We start from the raw sequence: 19,851 nt of genomic DNA on the forward strand, positions 1-19,851 counted from the left end.
TCCGGCGGGCGTATCCAGACCAATGAGAAGCATGAGTTTTCTCGGGCTTCTTCCTGGACGAAATACGCCCGCCGGAGGCGAAAAACTCTGAAGGCAGGACATGAGCGACGCCCCCCTGATCGATATCAAGAACGTCACCCACACGTTCCAGACCCAGTCCGGCCCCCTCCAGGTGCTGGACGATCTCAACATCTCGGTGCGCGAGGGCGGATTCTGTGCCGTGGTCGGCCCCTCGGGTTGCGGCAAGTCGACCCTCACGCGGCTGGTCGCCGGCTTGCTCAAGCCGGATGAGGGCGAGGTCTGGCTGCACGGCGAACGGGTGAAATCGCCGCGCTCGACGGTCGGCATGGCCTTTCAAAATCCGGTCTTGCTGGAATGGCGCACGATCCTGCAGAACGTCATGCTGCCGATGGAGATCGTGCCCACCAAGACGACGAAAAAGCAGCAGGAGGAGCGGGCGCGCTACCTGCTTGCCCTCGTCGGCCTCGAAGGCTTCGAGAGCAAGCGGCCGTCCGAGCTTTCCGGCGGGATGCGGCAGCGGGCCTCGCTCTGCCGGTCGCTGGTGCACCAGCCGGACGTGCTGATCCTGGACGAACCTTTCGGCGCGCTGGATGCCTTCACGCGCGAGGACCTGTGGCAGACCATGCACAAGGTGAAGGAGAAGGAGCCCTTTACCGGCCTGTTGATCACCCATGATCTGCGCGAGTCCATCTTCCTGGCCGATCAGGTCGTCGTCCTGTCGGGCCGGCCCGCGCGGGCCCAATACGTGCTGGACGTGCCGATGGATGGGCCGCGCGACCTCGAACACCTTTATACGCATGAGGCGGCCGAAATGCTGACCATCCTGCGTCACCAGATCGAAATCGCCCAGGGCCGTGCGCCGGTGGGCAGCCCCGCGGAGCCCGCCTGATGTTCGTGCACAAAGTTCTCGTCCCCGTCGCCGCCATGGTGACCTTCCTGCTGCTCTGGGAGGCACTTGTCTGGGCCATGGGATGGCCCAATTACAAGATGGCCTCGCCCTCGGATCTCTGGCCGGCCTATGTCAAATACGCCGACCTGTTCCTGATCAACTCCTGGCAGACGCTCTGGCGCACCGTCGCCGGGCTCGGGCTGGCCATAATCTTCGGCACCCTGCTCGGCATGGTCATGGGGTTTTCCCGGATCATGCGGGAGGCGCTCTATCCGCTCCTTGTCGGCTTCAACGCCGTTCCGAAGGCCACGGTTGTCCCCATCGTCGCGCTGATGTTCGTGGGCGCGCATGACTTCAACACGGTGCTGATTGCCTTCATGATCTCCTTCTTCCCCATCGCGGTTTCCGTCTCGATCGGGCTGTCCACGCTGGAGCCGGAATACCGCGACATCCTGGCCGCGCTCGGCGCCTCCAAGCTCACGATCTTCTGGAAGATCGCCCTGCCCAAGACGCTGCCGGAGTTTTTCGGCGCGCTCAAGGTTTCGGTCACGCTTGCCTTTATCGGCACCAACCTGATGGAGATCGTCTCGCCGCATGGCCGCGGACTGGGTGCGCTGTTCGACTCCGGCAAGACAAATTCCGATTACCCGCTGATGTTTGCGGTGCTGATCGCCCTCGCAGCCCTGGGCATTCTGCTCTATTACGTGGTCATCGCACTGGAAAAGGCACTGGCCGGATGGGCCGTGCGCGACTGAGGAGCGGCGAATGGGGACACCCCCGCTGATCGTTTTCACCGATCTCGACGGCACCCTGCTGGACCATGAGAGCTACAGTTTCGAACCTGCGCGCACCGCGCTGGAGCGGCTTCGGGCGCTGGAAGTCCCGCTGATCCTCGCCTCCTCCAAGACGTCGGCGGAGATTGTCGAGATCCAGCGCGCCGTCGGCTGCGAGGCCTACCCGGCAATCGTCGAGAATGGCGCCGGGCTGCTGGAACCTGGGTCCGGCGGGGCCGATGGCGGGCGCTATTTTGAACTGCTGGCCGCGATCAACGAGGTCTCGCCCTATATCCGGTCGCAATTCGAAGGCTTCCACGACCTCGGCCCCGAGGGGATCGTTCAGGCCACCGGCCTTTCGCCCGAAGCGGCCCGGCTGGCGGCGAAGCGGCAGTTCTCGGAGCCCGGCCTGTTTTATGGCGGGCCGGAAGACCTGAACGAGTTTCTCCGCGCGCTCGGAAAGCTCGGAGTCAAGGCGCGCCGGGGCGGGCGGTTCCTGACACTCTCCTTCGGCGGCACCAAGGCGGACCGGATGGACGAGGTCGCCACGCGCTTCGGCAACCCGCCCCGGATCGCGCTTGGCGACGCGCCCAATGATGTCGAGATGCTGGAAGCCGCCGATCACGGCGTCATCATTGCCAATCCACACGGCAACGATCTGCCCCCCCTGCCCGGCGAAGCCGCCGGGCTGATCCGTCGCACGGCGCTGCCCGGCCCCCAGGGCTGGAATTCCGCCGTGCTCGACCTTCTGTACCAGATGGACCTCTGAGGAGACGACATGGCCGACTTTCACCAGAACGGCAATATTGCCACGCTGCACAACCTGCGCACCCGCTCCACGGAAGACCTGACCCACGAGCTGGTCACACTGGCCGGTTCCCGCAAGATCTCTCTTATCCTGCCGTCGCTCTATTCGGAGCTCGAAGGGCCGGCGCTCGAAAACATTCTCAAGGAGCTGGCAGGTGCGCCCTACCTGCACCGGATCATCATCGGGCTGGACCGGGCGAACGAGGAACAGTTCCGGCACGCGCGCAAGTTCTTCTCCGTGCTCCCGCAGACCCATGCCGTGATCTGGAACGACAGCCCGCGCATGCTGGCAATCCAGGACCGCCTGCGGGCAATGGACCTTGCCCCGCGCGAGCCGGGAAAGGGCAAGAATGTCTGGAGTTGCATCGGCTACCTCCTGGCCTGCCAGGACAGCTCGGTCGTCGCCATCCACGATTGCGACATCACCACCTACAACAAGGACATGCTGGCCCGGCTCGTCTATCCGGTGACGAACCCCGCCTTCCAGTACCAGATGGCCAAGGGCTTCTATCCGCGCACCGATGGACAACGGCTCAACGGGCGCGTCTCGCGGCTGCTGGTCTCGCCGCTGCTGATCGCGCTGAAGCGCACAATCGGCGACCGGGACTATCTCGATTTCCTGCGCAGCTTCCGCTACCCGCTCTCGGGCGAGTTCGCCATGCGGGTCTCGACGCTGGCGGATCTGCGGATCCCGTCGGATTGGGGCCTGGAGATCGGCGTGCTGTCGGAAGGGTGGCGGAACCTGGCGCCGAAATCGGTCTGCCAGGTGGAGATCGCCGACAATTACGATCACAAGCACCAGCCACTTTCCGAGGAAGACGCCACGGCGGGGCTGTCGCGGATGTCCGTGGATATCTGCAAGGCGCTCTACCGCAAGCTTGCAACCGACGGCACGGTGTTCTCCGAGGAGGTCTTCCGCACGCTGAAGGCCACCTATTATCGCTCCGCGCTCGACCTGCTGGAATGCTACTACAACGACGCCAGGATGAACGGGCTGGCCATCGACCGTCACCAGGAAGAGGCCGCCATCGAGCTCTTTTCCCGCAACGTTGTGCTGGCGGGCCAGATCTTCCTCGACAATCCGGCCGAGCCGCCCTCCATCCCGACCTGGAACCGGGTGCATTCAGCCGACCCGGCCTTGCTTGGCGACATGCTCAAGGCGGTGGAGGCAGACGACGCCGAGTATTCGTGACGGGGCTGAGACGCACCTTCTTGGATGTCCCGCACATCTTCCTGTAGAGACGTGAAGGCGCGCCCGGCCCACGGCCGGGCCGCCAGATCACCTTCCAACCCCCAGACGAGCGCCCCATGACCACCAAGAAACGCATTGTCCTCTCCAGCGACCACGCCGCCATCCCGCTCCGCCAGACCATCGCCGAGCATATCGCGGCCAAGGGACTGGAGGTCGTCGATATCGGACCGACAACGCCCGAGAGCACCCATTACCCCAAGCACGGCCAGGCCGCGGCCGAGAGGGTCGTGTCGGGCGACTGCGATCTCGGCATCATCCTGTGCGGCACCGGCCAGGGCATCATGATGGCTGCGAACAAGGTCAAGGGCATCCGCTGCGGTGTCTGTTCCGATACCTTCTCGGCCCGGATGATCCGCCTGCACAACGACGCCAACATCCTCTCGATGGGCGCCCGCGTCGTGGGCGAGGGGCTCGCGCTCGACATCGTCGATGCCTTCCTCGAGACCGAGTTCGAAGGCGGCCGCCACGCAACCCGCGTGGACATGATCGAAGCCTGACACCGACCCCAAGGCGTCTTGACCGAAAGGACAAGACGCCCACGCCGCGCCAGCGGCGCTACCGCCGCTCAAGCTCCGCTTGGCGGCAAGCCATACGTCCGGAACAAACGCCACACCGAAATATCAACGGCCGCCCAACGTCAGTCCAACAGACATTTCCAGATCCTTTATCCCCGAGACCATTTGCGTAGGTCGTCCCGAACCGCCGGCCACGCCCATAACAGCGGTACCGGATAATGAGATGGGAGAATCGACAACATCTCCACTCGCCGGAGTGGGATATTTGCTGGGGCTGCAACCGGCCAACGCAGCGACGAACCCGACGACGACCAACCATTCCCGGATCATTGTGCTTCTCCTATCGGCCTATGTTCGGATTCCAGTACTACGCCTCCAACCAAAATCGGAAACACTTCAAGTTCGCTATGATGGCCGGCGAACGGACGAATGAGACTTTCATTCAGAACTCAAAAATCCTGTCTGCTTGCTCCGCTCATCCAACAGGTTTTCCGAGACAGCACATCTTCAGCGAGTGGTCGCTACCATTGGCCGAGGCGGTGTTGGCTGCGTGACCAACTCGGGCGGCCGTTTCTCGTAGAAGGCGTTTCCGCCGGCGACGAGTACATAATGCATGTTATTGTAGCCCGCATGGTAATTCGCCGCATGGAAGAACTCGGCATTGGCAATCATTGGGTGCCGCTCTCCCGAAAGCACAGATCGGGCGGCCTCCTGCGCCAGGGGAAGACCGCTGCTGCTCATCCGAGACGTCATGACACCAGGAGCAAATTGGCCTGCCTGAGAGACGACGCCGCAGACGCTGCCTGGGTACGCGTCTGACTTGACCCTGTTCATAACCACGCTCCCGACAGCAATCATGCCGTCGCGGCTCGACCGGTTGGACTCGAAATACATCGCCCGCGCCATGCAATCCGCCGCGCGTTTGCTGACGGCAACGTCGCCAGATTGTTTTGTACACGCGGAAAGTGTCGCAAACCCGAGGAATGCGCCCACGATGGGCAGAACGTAACTGTAGCGCATACGCTTTATCACCTGCGGCAGCGGAAGCTTTCATTCGTTGCAGAACGTGTATCGGAATTGGCCGGTCGCATTCAATAACCGGTTTAAAGGCTCGGCGGCCGCTTGCGTATGAACCTGACCCCGATCACGACGAGAGGTCGATCCTAGATTCGGACTTTGATGCCTGCGCTGGTCCGCGAGAAATGATGTTCCGGCTATTGGCCGGGACATGCTCACTTGATAGCCTTCGCGAAGCACTTCGGAGCGGGTGGAAATGCGATTTCTACTGATGCTGCAGGAACGACGCCCCCACAGAATCCGGGCGTTGGCAACGCGCAGTCTCGGGCCGTCGAAGTGACAGCAGCCGCCACCAAAACAGCCGAGATTCCAGTCCGGTTCTGACCACCGCCGGTCAGGACTTGCGTTTCGGTCGTCCTTTCGGTCGAATCCCACGGCGAAAACGACCGAAAAAGCGACTCAATCGGAGTTTCACGGGTCGGATAGAGCGATTCCGGCCCCAAAATCCGCTGCAAGCACCTGTTTCGGTCGCCTTTTCGGTCGAAAACACCCCCCGTTTCGGTCGTTTCAACCGATCCTGCGGCTTGCAAATGGGCTCCGCATCGCTTACCTGACCCCTTGAGAGGTTGGCGCGGGCAGGCGCCTCGCCAACCCGGTCAGATCCGGAAGGAAGCAGCCGTAACGAGCCCCGCTTGGGTCGTTGTCCAGCCTCTCACCATATCCCTTTGAACGGAGGTTCTCATGGCAGAGCGTGTCACCATCCTCCGGGCGTTCGGCTGAACAGGCCTTCGCCCGACCGTCCAAGCCGCGGCTTCACCCGCCGCCCCTTTTGACGTGTTCAGGGATCAGATCATTGAACAACCATACTCTTTCCGACCTTGGATGGTCGGCTCATTTCCGCAAGCAGTGCCTTGATGCAACCGGCACGCCCGCGCGCATTTCCTCGGTCGCGCGCGACCGGCTGGAAGCGATTGGCGAGGCCGGAATTGTCTCTCTCTCACTGACCGGCGGCCAATCCACCGGCGAATTCGCTGTAGGGGACTGGGTTCTCCATGATGACGGCTTTCGCGTGGTCGAACGGCTGGAGCCGAAGACCCGCATTCTGCGCAAGGCGGCCGGGCGCGAGGCCCGCAGCCAGCTCATCGCGGCCAATGTCGACACGCTCGGCATCGTCTCCTCCTGCAATGCCGATTTCAACGAGGCGCGGCTGGAACGCTACCTGGCGCTGGCCGAATCCTCCGGCTGCCTGCCGCTGGTGATCCTGACCAAGGCCGACGAGGCCGAGGATCCGGTTCGTTATCGCCGAAAAGCCGAACGCCTGTCACCGCTGGTCAGTGCCTTGACGCTCAACGCCCTCGACCCGGAAGAAATCGAGCGGCTCGCGCCCTGGTGCTCTGCCGGACAGACGCTGGCGCTGGTCGGCTCTTCCGGTGTGGGCAAGACGACGCTGTCCAATGGGCTGACCGGGCGCGGCGACGCGACAATGGATATCCGTGAAGACGACTCGAAGGGGCGGCACACCACCACCTCGCGGGCGCTGTACGCAACGCTTGCCGGCGGCTGGCTGATCGACACGCCCGGCATGCGCGAGTTGCAGTTGACCGGGGCGGCGGAGGGCATCGACGCCGTCTTTGCCGATATCACGGAACTCGCGACTTCCTGCAAATTCTCCGACTGCAACCATCACAGCGAGCCGGGTTGCGCGGTTCGGGCGGAGATCGACGCAGGTCGGCTGGAGCCGGACCGGCTCGCCCGCTGGGAGAAGTTGCAGCGCGAGGATGCGCGCAATTCCGAGAGCATCTCCGAGGCCCATTCCCGCGACCGCCGCTTCGGCAAGATGGTTCGGAGCGTCGTCGCGCGCAAGCGTCAGGAGCGCAACACCGATTGAATGGAGCTCCGGGGAGGGTGTACCGCCCTCCCCGGTTGCCGACCAGCCACACAGAGATGGCGCGGGGGTCAGCCCGGCGTCACCTGTCCCGGGCGCGCCTCCGCCCAATCGGCCAGGAACGCCGCCATGTTGGGAGCGCCGGCTGCCTCGATGAATGGCCGCGGCAAGGCCACGCCATGTTCCAGCGCAATGCGGGCACAGCCGATATGATCGCGCTCGGCTCGTGCGGGGCAGTTTTCCGATCCGTGCAGGATGGTCGCGAGCAACGTGCCGCCATAGCCATTGACATGACCGAGATCGGGCCGCTGTTTGAGCAGCCAGGACATGATCTCGGGCAACCCTTCCCACCCGGCGACCTGGATCGGGGTCAGCCCCTCGGCATCGGCACGGTCGGTCTCGACACCGAGTGCTGCAAGGCGGCGGAGTTGGTCGAGCTTGCCCGGCAGGTGCAGAATCGTGCGAATGATATTGCGATAGGCTTCTGGCAATCTCGCAGGGTCGATATAGGCACCGGTGGTGTCGTCGCCATCCGCCGCGCGGGCGAGCAGGGTTTCCTCCGGCGTCAATTCCGTCGCCGCACCGCGCGTTTCCAATGCCTTCGCGAGCGCGCGGTTGCCGAAGACGCGGGCATAGCCATAGGCACTTGCGCCCTCGAAGCGGCACGCGGGGTCGGCACCGGCATCGAGAAGAAGCTCTATCATTCGCGCATCGCACATGCGGCGGGCCGCCTGGTGAAGCGCCGGGATGACCCATGGCCGCTCGCCGCCCACCGGCTCGGCGGCGAATTCGTTGGGGTCCGCACCGGCCTTCAGCAACATTTCGACCGCCACATGGTCGTTGAAATCCATCGCCCGCAGCAGCGCGTTGGTGCCCTTCGGGTCTGCGCCGTGATTCAATAGAAGCGTCAACCCTTCGTGGTGGCCAAGCTCGGTGGCGTGATAAAGCGACTCGTCGTCATTGGGATCGGCGCCGTGTTCCAGAAGCCAACGGGCCAGCGCCATGTTGTCGGCATGCCCGATCGCGCCATAGAGCGCCGAAAGCGGGTGGTCATTCTCCGGCCCCACGGGGCAGCTGTCGTTCACGTCGGCACCATGGGCCAGCAGCGACTCGGCGATTGCAAGCATCTCCGGCATCCGCTCGGGCCGCGCGTGGATCCAGCGCGAAAAGGCGAGGTGGCAGATCGGCCGGCCGCGTGGACCGTAGCTCTGCGTGGCGCGACTCGGATCTTCGGCCAGCATCGCCTCGACCGCGTCCCGATCCAGCAGCGCGACCTTGAGTGCGAAGAGGCCATCGGCAAGATCCGGCCCCTGTTCCAACAACCGCTCGACCACGGCGATCTGGCCGTGAAAAAGCGCAACCTTCAGACGCTGGATCATCTGTGCCCGGTCGAGCCCCTCGGTCTCGGAGGCAAGTTTCAGCCGCGGCCAGGATGCGAAGCCCTGTTCTTGCGCAATGACATGGAGGTAGTCGGCATGTCTGAGCGGTCCAGATGCCTTGGGCGGATGCACGGCCAGCCGGCGGACCGCGTCCGCATCGCCAGCCTCATGCGCCTTTTTCAGCGCCTTGGCATCGCGACGCAATTGTTCGATGGATTTCATCGGTGGTTTCTCCCGTCTTCGCCCGGTGGTCCGCCTGTTCGGGCAACGTGAAAAACCGATATGGGTTCTTCGAAGACGAGGTGCCGGCAACGGCTTTCCGCGGACCAGGGAGCCGCCTCGGAGCGGCACGGGCGATCATAGCGGCGTGCATGCGTTTCGCAATGGTGGACCTTGTCCGCGCGGGGCTCTAGGTTGGGCCGGTCAGCGGAGCGAGGCAATATGAGCGAGACGGGCGAGAGCGGCTACCAGGTCCTGGCGCGGAAATACCGCCCCAACACATTCGCCGACCTTGTGGGACAGGCGGCCATGGTCCGGACGCTGAAAAACGCCTTCGAGGCGGACCGGATCGCGCAGGCCTTCATCATGACCGGCATCCGGGGCACCGGAAAAACCTCCACCGCGCGGATCATCGCCAAGGGCATGAACTGCATCGGCGCGGACGGAACCGGCGGGCCAACCACCGAACCGTGTGGGACGTGCGAGCCTTGCCGGGCGATTGCCGAGGGCCGCCATGTCGACGTGCTCGAAATGGACGCGGCCTCCAATACCGGCGTCGACGATATCCGCAACCAGGTGCTGGATTCGGTGGCCTATGCGCCCTCCTCCGCGCGCTACAAGGTCTATATCATCGACGAGGTTCACATGCTGTCCAAGAGCGCCTTCAACGCGCTCCTGAAGACGCTGGAAGAACCACCCGCGCATGTGAAATTCATCTTTGCCACCACCGAGATCCGCAAGGTGCCGGTCACGGTGCTGTCGCGCTGTCAACGCTTCGATCTGCGCCGGATCGAGCCGGAGGACATGCTTAAGATGCTCCGCCGTATCGCCGATGCCGAGGGTGGTGAGATCTCCGACGAGGCGCTGGCGCTGCTGGTGCGGGCCTCGGAAGGCTCGGCGCGGGACGCGACTTCGCTGCTGGACCAGGCGCTGAGCCAGGGCGTGGGCGAGACCACCGCCGATACCGTGCGCGCCATGCTGGGGCTGGCCGATCGCGGGCGCATTCTCGACCTCTTCGACATGGTTCTGAAGGGCGACGCCGCCGGAGCGCTGGCCGAGCTTTCGGCGCAATATGCCGACGGGGCAGACCCGATGGCCGTGCTGCGCGATCTGGCGGAGGTCTGTCACTGGGTCTCGATCATCAAGATCACCCCAGAGGCCGCGGACGATCCGACCGTGCCGCCCGACGAACGTGATCGTGGCCGCACCATGGCCGAAGCGCTCTCCATGCCGATCCTGTCGCGGCTCTGGCAGATGTTGCTGAAGGCGCTGGACGAGGTGGCGCTGGCGCCCAATTCCATGATGGCGACCGAGATGGCGATCATCCGCCTGACCCATGTCGCGGACCTACCGACACCGGGCGACCTCGTGCGCCAGTTACGCGACGCGCCGCCCCCGACGAGCCCCGGGCCCGGAACGGGTGGTGGGCAACCGCAGCCCACAGGTGGGCCGACGGGCTACGCGCCGCCGCCTTCCGCACCAGCCGGAACGCCGCACGGTGCCGGGCCGGTCGCCGCCCTTCGCGTCACCCCGGATCAGGCGCTGGCGCATTATGCCAGCTTCGATCACGTGATCGAGCTGATCAACTCCAACCGGGACATCGCGCTCCAGATCGAGGTGGAGCGCACGCTAAGGCTGGCGAAATATTCTCCCGGCCGGATCGAGTTCGAGCCGACGCCCAATGCCGCGCCTGACTTCGCATCAAGGCTGGGCGCCGCCCTCCAACGCTGGACCGGCAATCGCTGGGCCGTGATCGTGGTCAACGAGGGCGGGGCGCCCACCATTGACGAGGCCCGCCATGCCGAGGATCACGCCCTGCGCGCCGAGGCGCTGAAGCACCCGCTGGTACAGGCGGTGCTGGAGCACTTCCCGCAGGCCGAGATCGCCGACATCCGCACAACCGCACAGATCGCCGCCGAAGCCGCCGTCGAAGCGCTGCCGGAGGTCGAGGACGAATGGGACCCGTTCGAAGAGGACTGAACGCCCGTTTCCAGCCGCACTGATCGCGATTTCGCGGCCCAAGACACACAGTCGGGCCTCCTTTCCCGTGCAAGGCTTGCAAGCGGCTGGATCGGTGCCCCTCCCCTGTGGCAAGCAGGAGAAAAAGCGGCAGGCCGGGCAGACAGGTGACCGACGAGAACCAGACAGCGCTTCCAACGCGCCGGTTGGCGGATTTCGCCACACCGGGCATTGTGCTGTTTGCCTGTGCGGTGCTGGCGGCGGGCTGGTTCTTCGCGCCGGGGCTGGAGACACTGTTCCAAGCCTGGCAGACGCCCGAATACAGCCACGGCCCGCTGATCCCCGTTATCTCCTTCGCCCTGTTCCTGCGCCATCTGCGCGACGTGCCCGTGCGCGAGGGCCCGCTGCAAGGGCGCTGGCAGGGAGCGCTCGTCGTGTCGCTCGCGGTGCTGGCCGGCCTTGCGGGGCGGCTGGCCAATATCGGCGACATCGTTGCCTATGCGCTGATCCTGTGGACGGGCGGCGTGCTGCTCATTTCCTTCGGCTGGCGGCAGGGGCGGGAATTCTGGCCCGCGATCCTGCACCTGGTCTACATGCTGCCGCTGCCGGGCGTGCTCTATTACAAGCTGTCGGCCTTCCTACAGCTCGTTTCCTCCGAGTTGGGTGTGTCGATCCTGCGCATGCTCGGCGTCACGGTGTTCCTCGAAGGCAACATCATCGATTTCGGCGAGATGCAGCTCCACGTCGCCGAGGCCTGTTCGGGGCTGCGCTACCTGTTCCCGATCCTGTCCTTTTCCTACGTCTTCGCCATCCTCTATACGGGGCCGAAATGGCACAAGGCGGTGCTGCTGCTGGCCGCCGCGCCGATCACGGTGGTGATGAACTCCGTCCGGATCGCCATTGCCGGGGTGTTCGTGCAGGTCTGGGGCGTGGGCCATGTCGAGAGCTTCACCCATTTCTTCGAAGGCTGGGTGATCTTCCTGACCTCCGTCGTGCTGCTTTTCGGGCTGGCCCGGCTGCTGATGCTGCTGCGACGGCCCACCGATGGCGCCCGCGGCGAAGCGCTCGATCTGGACATGTCCGGATGCCTGCCGCAGCTGGCCCGGATCCGTTTCCTCTGGCCCTCGCCGGCCATGGCGCTCGCCGCGCTGCTGCCCTTCACGGCGGCCATAGGCCTCGCTGTGCTGCCCGAGCGCGGGGTTCAGCAGATCGACCGCGCGCCCTTCGCGCTCTTCCCGCGCAGCATTGACGGCTGGCGGGCCGGACTGCCGGTCGTGCTGAGCGAGGATATCGAGCAGAGCCTTGCCGCCGATGACTATCTGGGCGTCGACCTGTTCCACCCGGAGAGCCGCGCGGCGGTGAATTTCTTCTCCGCCTGGTATGCGGACCAGTCCGCGGGCGGCGTGCATTCGCCCGAGATCTGCCTGCCCGGCGCGGGGTGGGAGATCGCTGCGCTCGACCGGATCGACATTGCCGGAGAGATCGGCTGGCCCACGCCCTTTAACGTGAACCGGGCCGTGATCCAGAAGGGACTGGTGCGCCAACTCGTCTATTACTGGTTCGACCAGAAGGGACGAAAGGTCGCCTGGGATTTCGCGGCAAAGGCCTGGCTGGTCGTGGACGGGGTGCGCAGCGGCCGCACGGATGGCGCACTCGTGCGGCTGACGACGATCATCCTGCACGGGGAGAGCGAGACCGAGGCGGAGGCGCGGCTGCGCACGGTTCTGGGCGAGGTGGTGACGATCCTTCCGGAGTTCCTGCCCGCTGACACGAACTAGGGCAACAGGGCGATGACCTCGTCCCAATGCCAGCCACAGATCGCTGCCGCGCCAAGTAGGCCGAGCACGGTCATCCCAACATCCTGAAGCGGGTCCCAAGCATCGTAGCGGCGCGCATAGGACGCCCGCAGCGGATAGGCGGCAATCGCAGCCAGCCCCGGTGCCAGGATCGCGCCGACAACCCCAAAGGCGGCTATGCCGACAAAGAGAAGGCCAGTCTGCAACACCGCCGTCAGCATTTGCGCCATCAATGCACGGCGGGAATCGCCCATGGCCAGCAGCATCGGCCCTGTCGTCGACAGAGTGATATAGGGCACAAGTGACAGCGCGAAGACCGTGATCATGGAGCCGGCAGCGAGGTACCTGTCATCGTATAGCAGTTCAATCAGCCATGGCCCGATCGCCGCAAGAAACAGGCTTGCAAGAACCATTGTCCCGGCCTGTATGCGCCGGGCGCGAAAGATCCCTGTGCGGTTTGCCGCGCTTTCGGAAAATGGCCTAAGCCGGTAGAGCGGGAATACAACCTTGTTTTGGAGAGATGAGGCAAAGTTCCTTGGTATCACCGCCATAGAGAACGCAATATGAAAGACTCCGAGTTCGGACATCGGGATATACAGCCCGAGAATGGCGCGATCTCCCTGCGCCACGACAAAACCAGCCGCTGATCCAAGAAAGATATACTTGCCGAAATGAAAAAGGCTGGACAGCGCCTCGCGCTCCAGACGAAGCCGGTTTCTGGCTGCGGGCAAATACACCCACTGCGCGACAAGCGTCGCGAGAACGCCGATATTTGCCGCAATTACCAACGCCCAAACCGAGTTCAATATCCATGCCAGGATACAGGCCGCCAGGATCTGGAAGCTGAAGGCGCAAAGATTGATCGTCGTCACCCTGCCAAGCAGCAAGTGCCGGCTTGCGGTATGAACCGCCGTTGGTGTGAAACCCTGCAAAAACAGCGTCAACCCCATCCAGGGAAGCATCTCGGCCAGTACCGGCACCCCATACAGGGCCGCAACCGGCCCGGCGACAAGCCAGCTCAACAGCCAAAGAACGACCCCGCGCAGGATCTGTACCGTCCAGGCCGTATCGAGGAAATTCTTGTCGTCGCCGCGGCAGTTCTGGATGATCGATGCCTGAACACCAGCGTCAGAAAACATCTGAAATCCGGTAATGAAAACCTGAACCACGGCCATGAGGCCAAAAGCTTCCGGAAAGAGAAGGCGCGTTAACACGAGGTTGGAGACAAGCCGCAAGAACTGGTTTCCGCCAAAATCCAGCATGACCCAAAGCGAGCCGCGCCGGGTGCGGGCAGCAATATCTGAACCAGAAAACAGGCGCGCGAGCCTCTTCAATGTAGAAATCCCGCAAATCTCAGGGCCGTGTCTGTGCATGCTGCAAGCCGGGTCCGTAGGCAATAGCCCTGAGCCACACGCGGACGGGAAGCGAGTTGTGTCGGTCTTCGGCAACATCCTGTTTCGGTTCCTCATGCCGACCAAACAACCACGATCCTGGCTTTACGTTTCGTTAAGCGGTTTCTTCCAAGATAGGAGCTGCCTTCGAACACACGCCCCAGCCAAGTGGCTCAAGAGACATGCATTTCCCCGATTTCTTCATCGTCGGCGCCGCCAAGGCCGGGACAACCTCGCTCACTTCGCAGCTCAAAGCCTGCTCTTCCGTGTTCATGACCACGCCGAAGGAGCCAGAATTCTTTGCCCGCGACGACCGCTTCGCCCTTGGGCCAGAATGGTATGCCGCGCACTTTGCCGAGGCCAAGCCGGGCCAGATCACCGGTGAAAGCTCGACGATCCACGCCCTCGCCCCGTATTTCCCGCGGGCTGCAAAACGTATTGCCGAGGCCGCACCACAGGCACGCATCATCTACATGGTGCGCCACCCGGTTGCCCGCAGCTACTCGATGTATCTCGAAGTGCTCAAACACTACCAGAATGACAACGGCACCGGGGAGGTGAACCGGAGCTTCGAGGAATTCCTGTTTCCCGAACGTTTCCCCGAGCGCGCCCCGCGCGAGAAGGTCTTCGCCCGGTTCGACGCCCATCTGCCGGACGATCCGGGCCTGTTTCTCGATGGCAGCGATTACGCGTTGCAGGCGGGCGAATACCTGCGCCATTTTCCCCGCGACCAGATCCGATTCATCCTGTTCGAGGATTATGTGAAGGACATCGTGGACAATCTGGCCTCCGTCCTCGCCTTCCTTGGGCTGGACCCGGAGGAGGCCGAGACCGCCACCGCGTATGAGGCGCGCAACACTTCCAGCGACCATTTCTCGACGACCGCCCAACAGCAACAGGTGGCGGATTTCAAGCGTCGTTTCGTGCCTGCCTGGATAAATGACGCGCTGCCGGAAAGCTGGCGGGCGGGACTGCGGCGGGCATTGCTGTCGGTCAACCGGGCCACGGGCGTGAAGACGGTAGTGCCGCCCCCGATGACAGCCGAGACGCGCGCCTGGCTGACCCGGCATTTCGCGTCCCGCTACGAGGAAATCGAACGGCTGACTGGACTCGACCTGACGCCATGGCGCGAGATCGACGCCAAGGCTGGCTAGAGGCCGAGCGTCGCGCGCGCCGGATCCGAAGCGGTCAGGAAGCCGGCTTCTAACAGGCCGTCCGGCGTGGGATCGCTTTGCATTCCCGGCACGCTCAGCGCCATCCGCGGCTCTTTCGCAAAGGCAGCCAGCCGCATATCCGTTGCGTTATGCGAGATCCGCTTCTCGGCCTGCCGCCGCTTCTCCCGCTCAAGAAACCCGCCGGCGAATTTATAGTGCTGAAGCGCCACGGTAAAATCGGTCATGTGCAGCCCGGTGCTGACATGCGGGTGCGGTTGCGGCAGGACGTTCGGGCCGGGTCGGTAGAGGACATGCTTGCTCAGGCAACACTCCTCGGCAAAGAGGCTCCGGCGCAGGCCACCGAACAGGATCTTCACCCGGTCGTCGGACAGGCTGTTCTGGGCAAGGAAGCCGCGGAACGGGATCTTCTGCGAATGATAGGGCAGCGCCGAGATGTCGTTCAGGCTGTAATTCCGGAACCGTTCCCGCACCACCTCGAAGCCAAGGTCATCGACATCCGACAGCGGACCCTCCGGCACCATTTCCAGCATCTGCGCCAACAGGCCGCTATGGCCACGGTCAGACAGGATGCCTGCAAGTGCCGGCAGGTCGACCCGTCTTTCGCCCGGATAGCGCAGGATCTCGTCGGCATCGACGGCCAGCCGCCAGCCGCCTTCGGCATAGGAGCGGCCCAGATGCATCCGCATATAGGGTTGATATTCTCGGAAGTTCGAGCGGTTGCTCAGCACGATCACCCGCTCGAAACCCCGCATCAGGTCGATGGAGCCATCGTCGGAGCCGTTATCCATGTAGATGAGGTACTTCATCCCGAGCGCGCGGTAATGCGCCATGAAGCCGGGGATGTAATAGGCGATATTGCGGCCCAGAAGGACACCGCAGACCTCGTCCGCCGCGAGGTGGAACCGCGACGGCCCGCTGATGTGGCGTGTGCGCAGCCAGGTCGCGAGCCGCTTCTGACGGAACTCCAGTTTGCTCCAGATGACGTCTCGCTGCATGTTCGAAGTATCCCCGCCCCCGCTGGGCGATCTAACGGTTAACGCGCGTCCTGCGCCGCTTCCAGTCGGGCGATCTCGGCCCGGGCCGCTTCCAGATCGGCCGCGGGCAGGAGGTCTCCGGCAAACTCTTCCGCCTTGCGGAAATGCTCCAACGCGGCGTCCTCCTGCCCGAGCCCGACAAGAGCCACCGCATAGTGGTATTGCACAACCGGATGCTCCGGATAGCCCTCGGCAGCGAAGCGCAAATGCGGTTCGGCTTCCTCCAGCCGCCCCATCCGGGCCGCGATCCAGCCATAGGTGTCGCGGAAGGCGGGACGCTGCGAATCCTGCAACCGGCGCCCGATCCGATAGGCCCGCTCCATGGACTCCGCATCCTCGCGATGCATCGAGAGCAGGCTGGCGAGGTTGTTGGCCACGATCTCGTTGGCGCTGTTTCGCGCATAGAGCGCCTCATAGATGTCGATCGCACCGTCGTAGTCGCCGAGTTGCTGCAACTCCCCTGCGCGCGAAAACAGCAGGTTCGCCCCATCGGGCAGCGCCAGGAGGGCCCTGTCCAGCACTTCGGAGGCCGCTTCGCGCTCGCCTTGGGTGAGTTTGGTCCGGTACAGCGCGATCCAGACCGGCTCGGCCTGCGGGAAGTCCTCAAGCAGGGCTTCCAGCTCCTGTTCGGCAAGCGCGTATTCGCCGCTGGAGGCCTTGAGCGTGGCCGACAGGAAGCGCAACGAGGGCTGGTCGGGATTTCTGGCAAGCGCCTGTTCGAGGCGGTCTTGCGCCTTGTCCGTTTCGCCGCGCGCGGCATAGGTGCGGATAATCGCAACCTCCGCGGCCAGCCCGCCAGCCTCCTGCCCGGCAAGGTCCTCCAGGAAGTCGAACAGCTCCTCATCGCGCTTCTGTCCCGCGAGGAGCTTCACCTGAAGGGCGTTGAGAGTTTCCATGGCGGAACGGTCGCCGCTTTCCTCGGACAGGCGGCGCAGCGTCTGGAGGACCTGCTCGGCGCGCATCCAGTCTTCCAGCGCGACATAGACCTGCCCCAGCTCCGCATAGAGCGCAATGTCGTCGCGGTGCAGGCGCAGCGCGTCGACCAGCACATCCTCGGCCGGCCGGAACCGTTCCTGTGCGATCAACATCCGGGCATAGCGCAGCGATTCCTCCGGCGCCGCGCGGGACACCTCCACGGCTAGCGAAAGCATCTCGCGTTGAAGGTCGGTCTCGCCCGCGCGCTCATGCGCAGCGGCCATCAGGGTGAGAATAGCCGGGTCACGCGGGCTTTCCCGCAGCGCCGCGCGCAGGTTCACGATCGCCTCGCCCACCTCGTCTTCCTCGATCTGGCGGCTGGCCAGCATCTTGAGCGCGGCGACATGGCCGGGGTCATTGGCAAGGATATCCTCGATCAGCGCGGCGGCGCCTTCCGGATCGCCGGTCAGGGTCCGCATCCGGGCCAGATCCACCCGGACGTTATCTGCAATGCCGGAGCGGAGCTGATCCTCGGGGAGCTCTGCAAGCAATGCCGTCAGTTCCGCCTCCGCGGCCTCCGCATCGCCACCTTCGAATGTCAGGTTGGCATGCATTGCGCGATAGGTCAGCGCATTGTCGCCCCCTTGCGCCGACAGTCGTTCCAGTTCTGCAGCCGCCACCTCGGCGCCGCGCGCCTCGTTCAGGAAGCGCACCAGCTGCGTCTGCCGCTCCAGCGCATCGGGCGCGGCCTCCGCGCGACGGCGCAGGAAGGCCTCGGCCTCGTCCATCTGCCCCTGCCGCGCATACCAGCCGACAAGCGTCAGCGGCAGCGATTTCTCCTCCGGGAAACGCTCCACCAAGTCCTGCAATTGCCGCGTGATTTCGTCAGTCCGTCCGAGTTGCTCCAACACGCCAAGCCGCATCTGGTAGAGCGTGTATCCGTCCGGATCATGCACGAGCGCAGCGTCGATTTCCTCCAGCGCGTCGCGCCAACGCTCCTGCCGGAGCAGCCCATCGATCACGATCCGGCGGGCATAGGTCAGGCCCGGATCAGACGCGACCAGCGCCTCGGCCTCGGCAATCGCGGTATCGCGCGCCTCCCGGTCGCCCGCCGCCTGCGCTGCCCGGTAGGACAGGTTGGCCAGAACGACCCGAACGGCCGGCACCTCGCCCAGCAACTCCGCCGCCAGCGCACTGTGCTTCTCGGCCGCCTCCCAATTGCCCAGCTCCATTGCCAGCTCCGCCAGCGCCAACTGGCCGGCCCCATTTTCCGGGTGATCCTCGATCAAGGCCCGGAACTGCTCCACCGCGTCGGTCAGATCACCCTGCTCGCGGCGAATCTCGGCCAGCCTTTGGCGCGCCTGCTCATGCGTCGGCACAAGCTGCAGTGCGTTGCGCATTTCCAGCACCGCGCGCGTGCTGTCCCCGTCTTCCAGCAATGCCAGAGCCGCCTGAAAATGTTCCTCGGCCCGGTCCTCGCTGCTATCGCACCCGCTCAGGAACAGGGTTGCCAGGACCGCGGCAACGGCCATCACTCGATAGGTCACTTTATGTTCTCGCATTTGCCTGTAGGGTCTGCTCGGTTTTGTCGGCAACTCTATCCAGCCCCCGCCCATCGCACCACCTTGTCACGCGTTTCCCTGCCATATCTGCCGAAAAGTGCCATTTTGGGGGCAGTTTTTCTCACCAATCCTGCATGCATCAAGGCAAAAACAACGTCTTCAGCGCCGCAATTGCGTCAAAACTGTTGTATCGCAGCGCCGTTTTACCTTTTCCGTGGCAACACTCGGTCACTGAAAGGCCATCATCCTTTGAAAGTTTTATTAACGATGATAGGCGAAACAAGCTACCGGAACGGTGGCCGTTTCCTTCGACCCGACAGGCTCCAATACGGGAAGAAGGCAGCGAATTCGCACCGTGGCACAGAAAATCCCCCATGAAGGGGCGCAGCGGAGTGAGGACAAGGCAGTGATTATGTCGCAAGACATGTACGCGGGGTATTTTGGCCTTTCAAAGAGGCCATTTGCACTCGTGCCCGACCCGAATTTCCTTTTCTGGTCGCCGCAGCACACGCGTGCTTTCGCGGTGCTCGAATTCGGCGTCATGTCGCGCGCACCGATCACGCTGGTCACCGGCGAGGTTGGCGCAGGCAAGACGACCCTGCTGCACGCACTGCTCGGCCGGATGACGGAGGAGATTCGCGTCGGCCTGATCTCGAACGCGCAGGGCGACCGGGGCGAACTTCTGCAATGGGCGATGAACGCGCTCGGCATGGAGCTTTTCGAAGGTGAAAGCTACGTCCAGATGTTCCGCCGCCTGCAAGACCAGCTCGTGGCCGATTACGCCGCCGGAAAGCGGGTTATCCTGATCTTTGACGAGGCCCAGAACCTCTCCAAGCGCGGCCTCGAAGAGCTGCGCATGTTCACCAATATCAACTCGAACCAGGACGAACTGTTGCAGATCATCCTGGTCGGCCAGCCGGAACTGCGCAACGTTATCCGCGCGCCGGATATGCGCCAGCTCGCCCAGCGGGTGGCGGCAAGTTTCCACCTCGAAGGGCTCGATGCCCCGGGAACCGCAGGTTTCATCGCGCATCGCCTGCAGCATGTCGGCGGCACGGGTGAGGAATTCTCCCCGGAAGCCATGGAGCTCGTGCACGAGGCGACGATGGGCATTCCGCGGCTTGTGAACCAGTTATGTGACCTCGCGATGCTCTACGCCTGGAGCGACGAGGAACAGGTAGTCTCCAATAGCACCGTGCAGCGTGTGCTGGAGGATGGCGTGTTCTTCGGTGGTGGGGCTCTGCAAGGCGAGACTGTCTGAA

15 protein-coding genes and 1 other RNA gene are annotated in these 19,851 nt (G+C 63.8%); 11 read left to right on the top strand and 5 right to left on the bottom strand.

Translation table 11 applies throughout. The features are described from left to right. Window positions 1-100 precede the first annotated feature (100 nt). The 5 genes from AX756_RS19995 (at window position 101) to rpiB (ending at window position 4,239) form a co-directional block, all read left to right on the top strand. Window positions 101-910, top strand: a complete 810-nt coding sequence (locus tag AX756_RS19995; RefSeq protein ID WP_068316100.1) for an ABC transporter ATP-binding protein — start codon at window positions 101-103, stop codon at window positions 908-910. Continuing rightward, window positions 910-1,665 carry an ABC transporter permease gene (locus tag AX756_RS20000; RefSeq protein ID WP_068316103.1) on the top strand — a complete coding sequence of 252 codons (756 nt, stop codon included), beginning with the start codon at window positions 910-912 and terminating at the stop codon, window positions 1,663-1,665. Before AX756_RS19995 ends, AX756_RS20000 begins: the two co-directional genes overlap by 1 nt. Window positions 1,666-1,675: 10 nt before the next feature. Next, the gene (locus tag AX756_RS20005; RefSeq protein ID WP_068316106.1) at window positions 1,676-2,452 is read left to right on the top strand and encodes an HAD-IIB family hydrolase; all 777 of its coding nucleotides are present in this window, start codon (window positions 1,676-1,678) and stop codon (window positions 2,450-2,452) included. Between the two features lie 9 nt (window positions 2,453-2,461). After that, the gene (locus tag AX756_RS20010; RefSeq protein WP_068316109.1) at window positions 2,462-3,682 is read left to right on the top strand and encodes a glycosyltransferase family protein; all 1,221 of its coding nucleotides are present in this window, start codon (window positions 2,462-2,464) and stop codon (window positions 3,680-3,682) included. Window positions 3,683-3,798: 116 nt separating this feature from the next. Then, window positions 3,799-4,239, top strand: a complete 441-nt coding sequence (gene rpiB / locus AX756_RS20015; protein ID WP_068316112.1) for a ribose 5-phosphate isomerase B — start codon at window positions 3,799-3,801, stop codon at window positions 4,237-4,239. A gap of 525 nt (window positions 4,240-4,764) precedes the next feature. Here rpiB and AX756_RS20020 read toward each other — a convergent pair. Then, window positions 4,765-5,277 (bottom strand): cell wall hydrolase, encoded by a 513-nt coding sequence (locus tag AX756_RS20020; protein ID WP_068316115.1) that lies wholly within the window; start codon window positions 5,275-5,277, stop codon window positions 4,765-4,767. Window positions 5,278-5,893: 616 nt separating this feature from the next. Between AX756_RS20020 and ffs the strand changes: the two genes are divergently transcribed. Together ffs and rsgA are read left to right on the top strand one after the other, a co-directional pair. Beyond that, window positions 5,894-5,992: signal recognition particle sRNA small type (ffs, locus tag AX756_RS20025), an RNA gene on the top strand. Between the two features lie 135 nt (window positions 5,993-6,127). Continuing rightward, a complete protein-coding gene (rsgA, locus tag AX756_RS20030; protein ID WP_068316119.1) occupies window positions 6,128-7,162 on the top strand; it encodes a ribosome small subunit-dependent GTPase A in 1,035 nt (344 codons plus the stop codon). Between the two features lie 68 nt (window positions 7,163-7,230). Here rsgA and AX756_RS20035 read toward each other — a convergent pair whose 3' ends face one another. Next, window positions 7,231-8,760 (bottom strand): ankyrin repeat domain-containing protein, encoded by a 1,530-nt coding sequence (locus tag AX756_RS20035; RefSeq protein WP_068316121.1) that lies wholly within the window; start codon window positions 8,758-8,760, stop codon window positions 7,231-7,233. Window positions 8,761-8,979: 219 nt separating this feature from the next. Between AX756_RS20035 and AX756_RS20040 the strand changes: the two genes are divergently transcribed. Both AX756_RS20040 and xrtD read left to right on the top strand, forming a co-directional pair. Next, window positions 8,980-10,737, top strand: a complete 1,758-nt coding sequence (locus AX756_RS20040) for a DNA polymerase III subunit gamma/tau (protein WP_068316124.1) — start codon at window positions 8,980-8,982, stop codon at window positions 10,735-10,737. A 146-nt stretch (window positions 10,738-10,883) separates the two neighbouring features. Next, a complete protein-coding gene (xrtD, locus tag AX756_RS20045; RefSeq protein WP_068316127.1) occupies window positions 10,884-12,494 on the top strand; it encodes a VPLPA-CTERM-specific exosortase XrtD in 1,611 nt (536 codons plus the stop codon). Here the strand turns inward: xrtD and AX756_RS20050 are convergent. Continuing rightward, window positions 12,491-13,963, bottom strand: a complete 1,473-nt coding sequence (locus AX756_RS20050; protein WP_163886986.1) for an oligosaccharide flippase family protein — start codon at window positions 13,961-13,963, stop codon at window positions 12,491-12,493. The genes xrtD and AX756_RS20050 overlap by 4 nt on opposite strands. Before the next feature lie 122 nt (window positions 13,964-14,085). Between AX756_RS20050 and AX756_RS20055 the strand changes: the two genes are divergently transcribed. Then, window positions 14,086-15,057, top strand: coding sequence for a sulfotransferase domain-containing protein (locus AX756_RS20055; protein WP_068316134.1), 972 nt, complete (start codon window positions 14,086-14,088; stop codon window positions 15,055-15,057). Here the strand turns inward: AX756_RS20055 and AX756_RS20060 are convergent. Then, window positions 15,054-16,073: a glycosyltransferase family 2 protein gene (locus AX756_RS20060; protein ID WP_068316137.1), complete on the bottom strand. Its 1,020-nt coding sequence runs from the start codon at window positions 16,071-16,073 to the stop codon at window positions 15,054-15,056. The two genes, AX756_RS20055 and AX756_RS20060, sit on opposite strands and share 4 nt — an antisense overlap. Window positions 16,074-16,111: 38 nt before the next feature. Next, window positions 16,112-18,574, bottom strand: coding sequence for a tetratricopeptide repeat protein (locus AX756_RS20065; protein ID WP_163886984.1), 2,463 nt, complete (start codon window positions 18,572-18,574; stop codon window positions 16,112-16,114). A 427-nt stretch (window positions 18,575-19,001) separates the two neighbouring features. Here AX756_RS20065 and AX756_RS20070 point away from each other — a divergent pair, with 427 nt between their 5' ends. Then, window positions 19,002-19,850, top strand: coding sequence for an ExeA family protein (locus AX756_RS20070; RefSeq protein WP_068316145.1), 849 nt, complete (start codon window positions 19,002-19,004; stop codon window positions 19,848-19,850). Window position 19,851: the final 1 nt, after the last annotated feature.

Origin of the sequence: Aliiruegeria sabulilitoris (assembly GCF_001558155.1) — a bacterium.
Taxonomy (GTDB): domain Bacteria; phylum Pseudomonadota; class Alphaproteobacteria; order Rhodobacterales; family Rhodobacteraceae; genus Tropicimonas; species Tropicimonas sabulilitoris.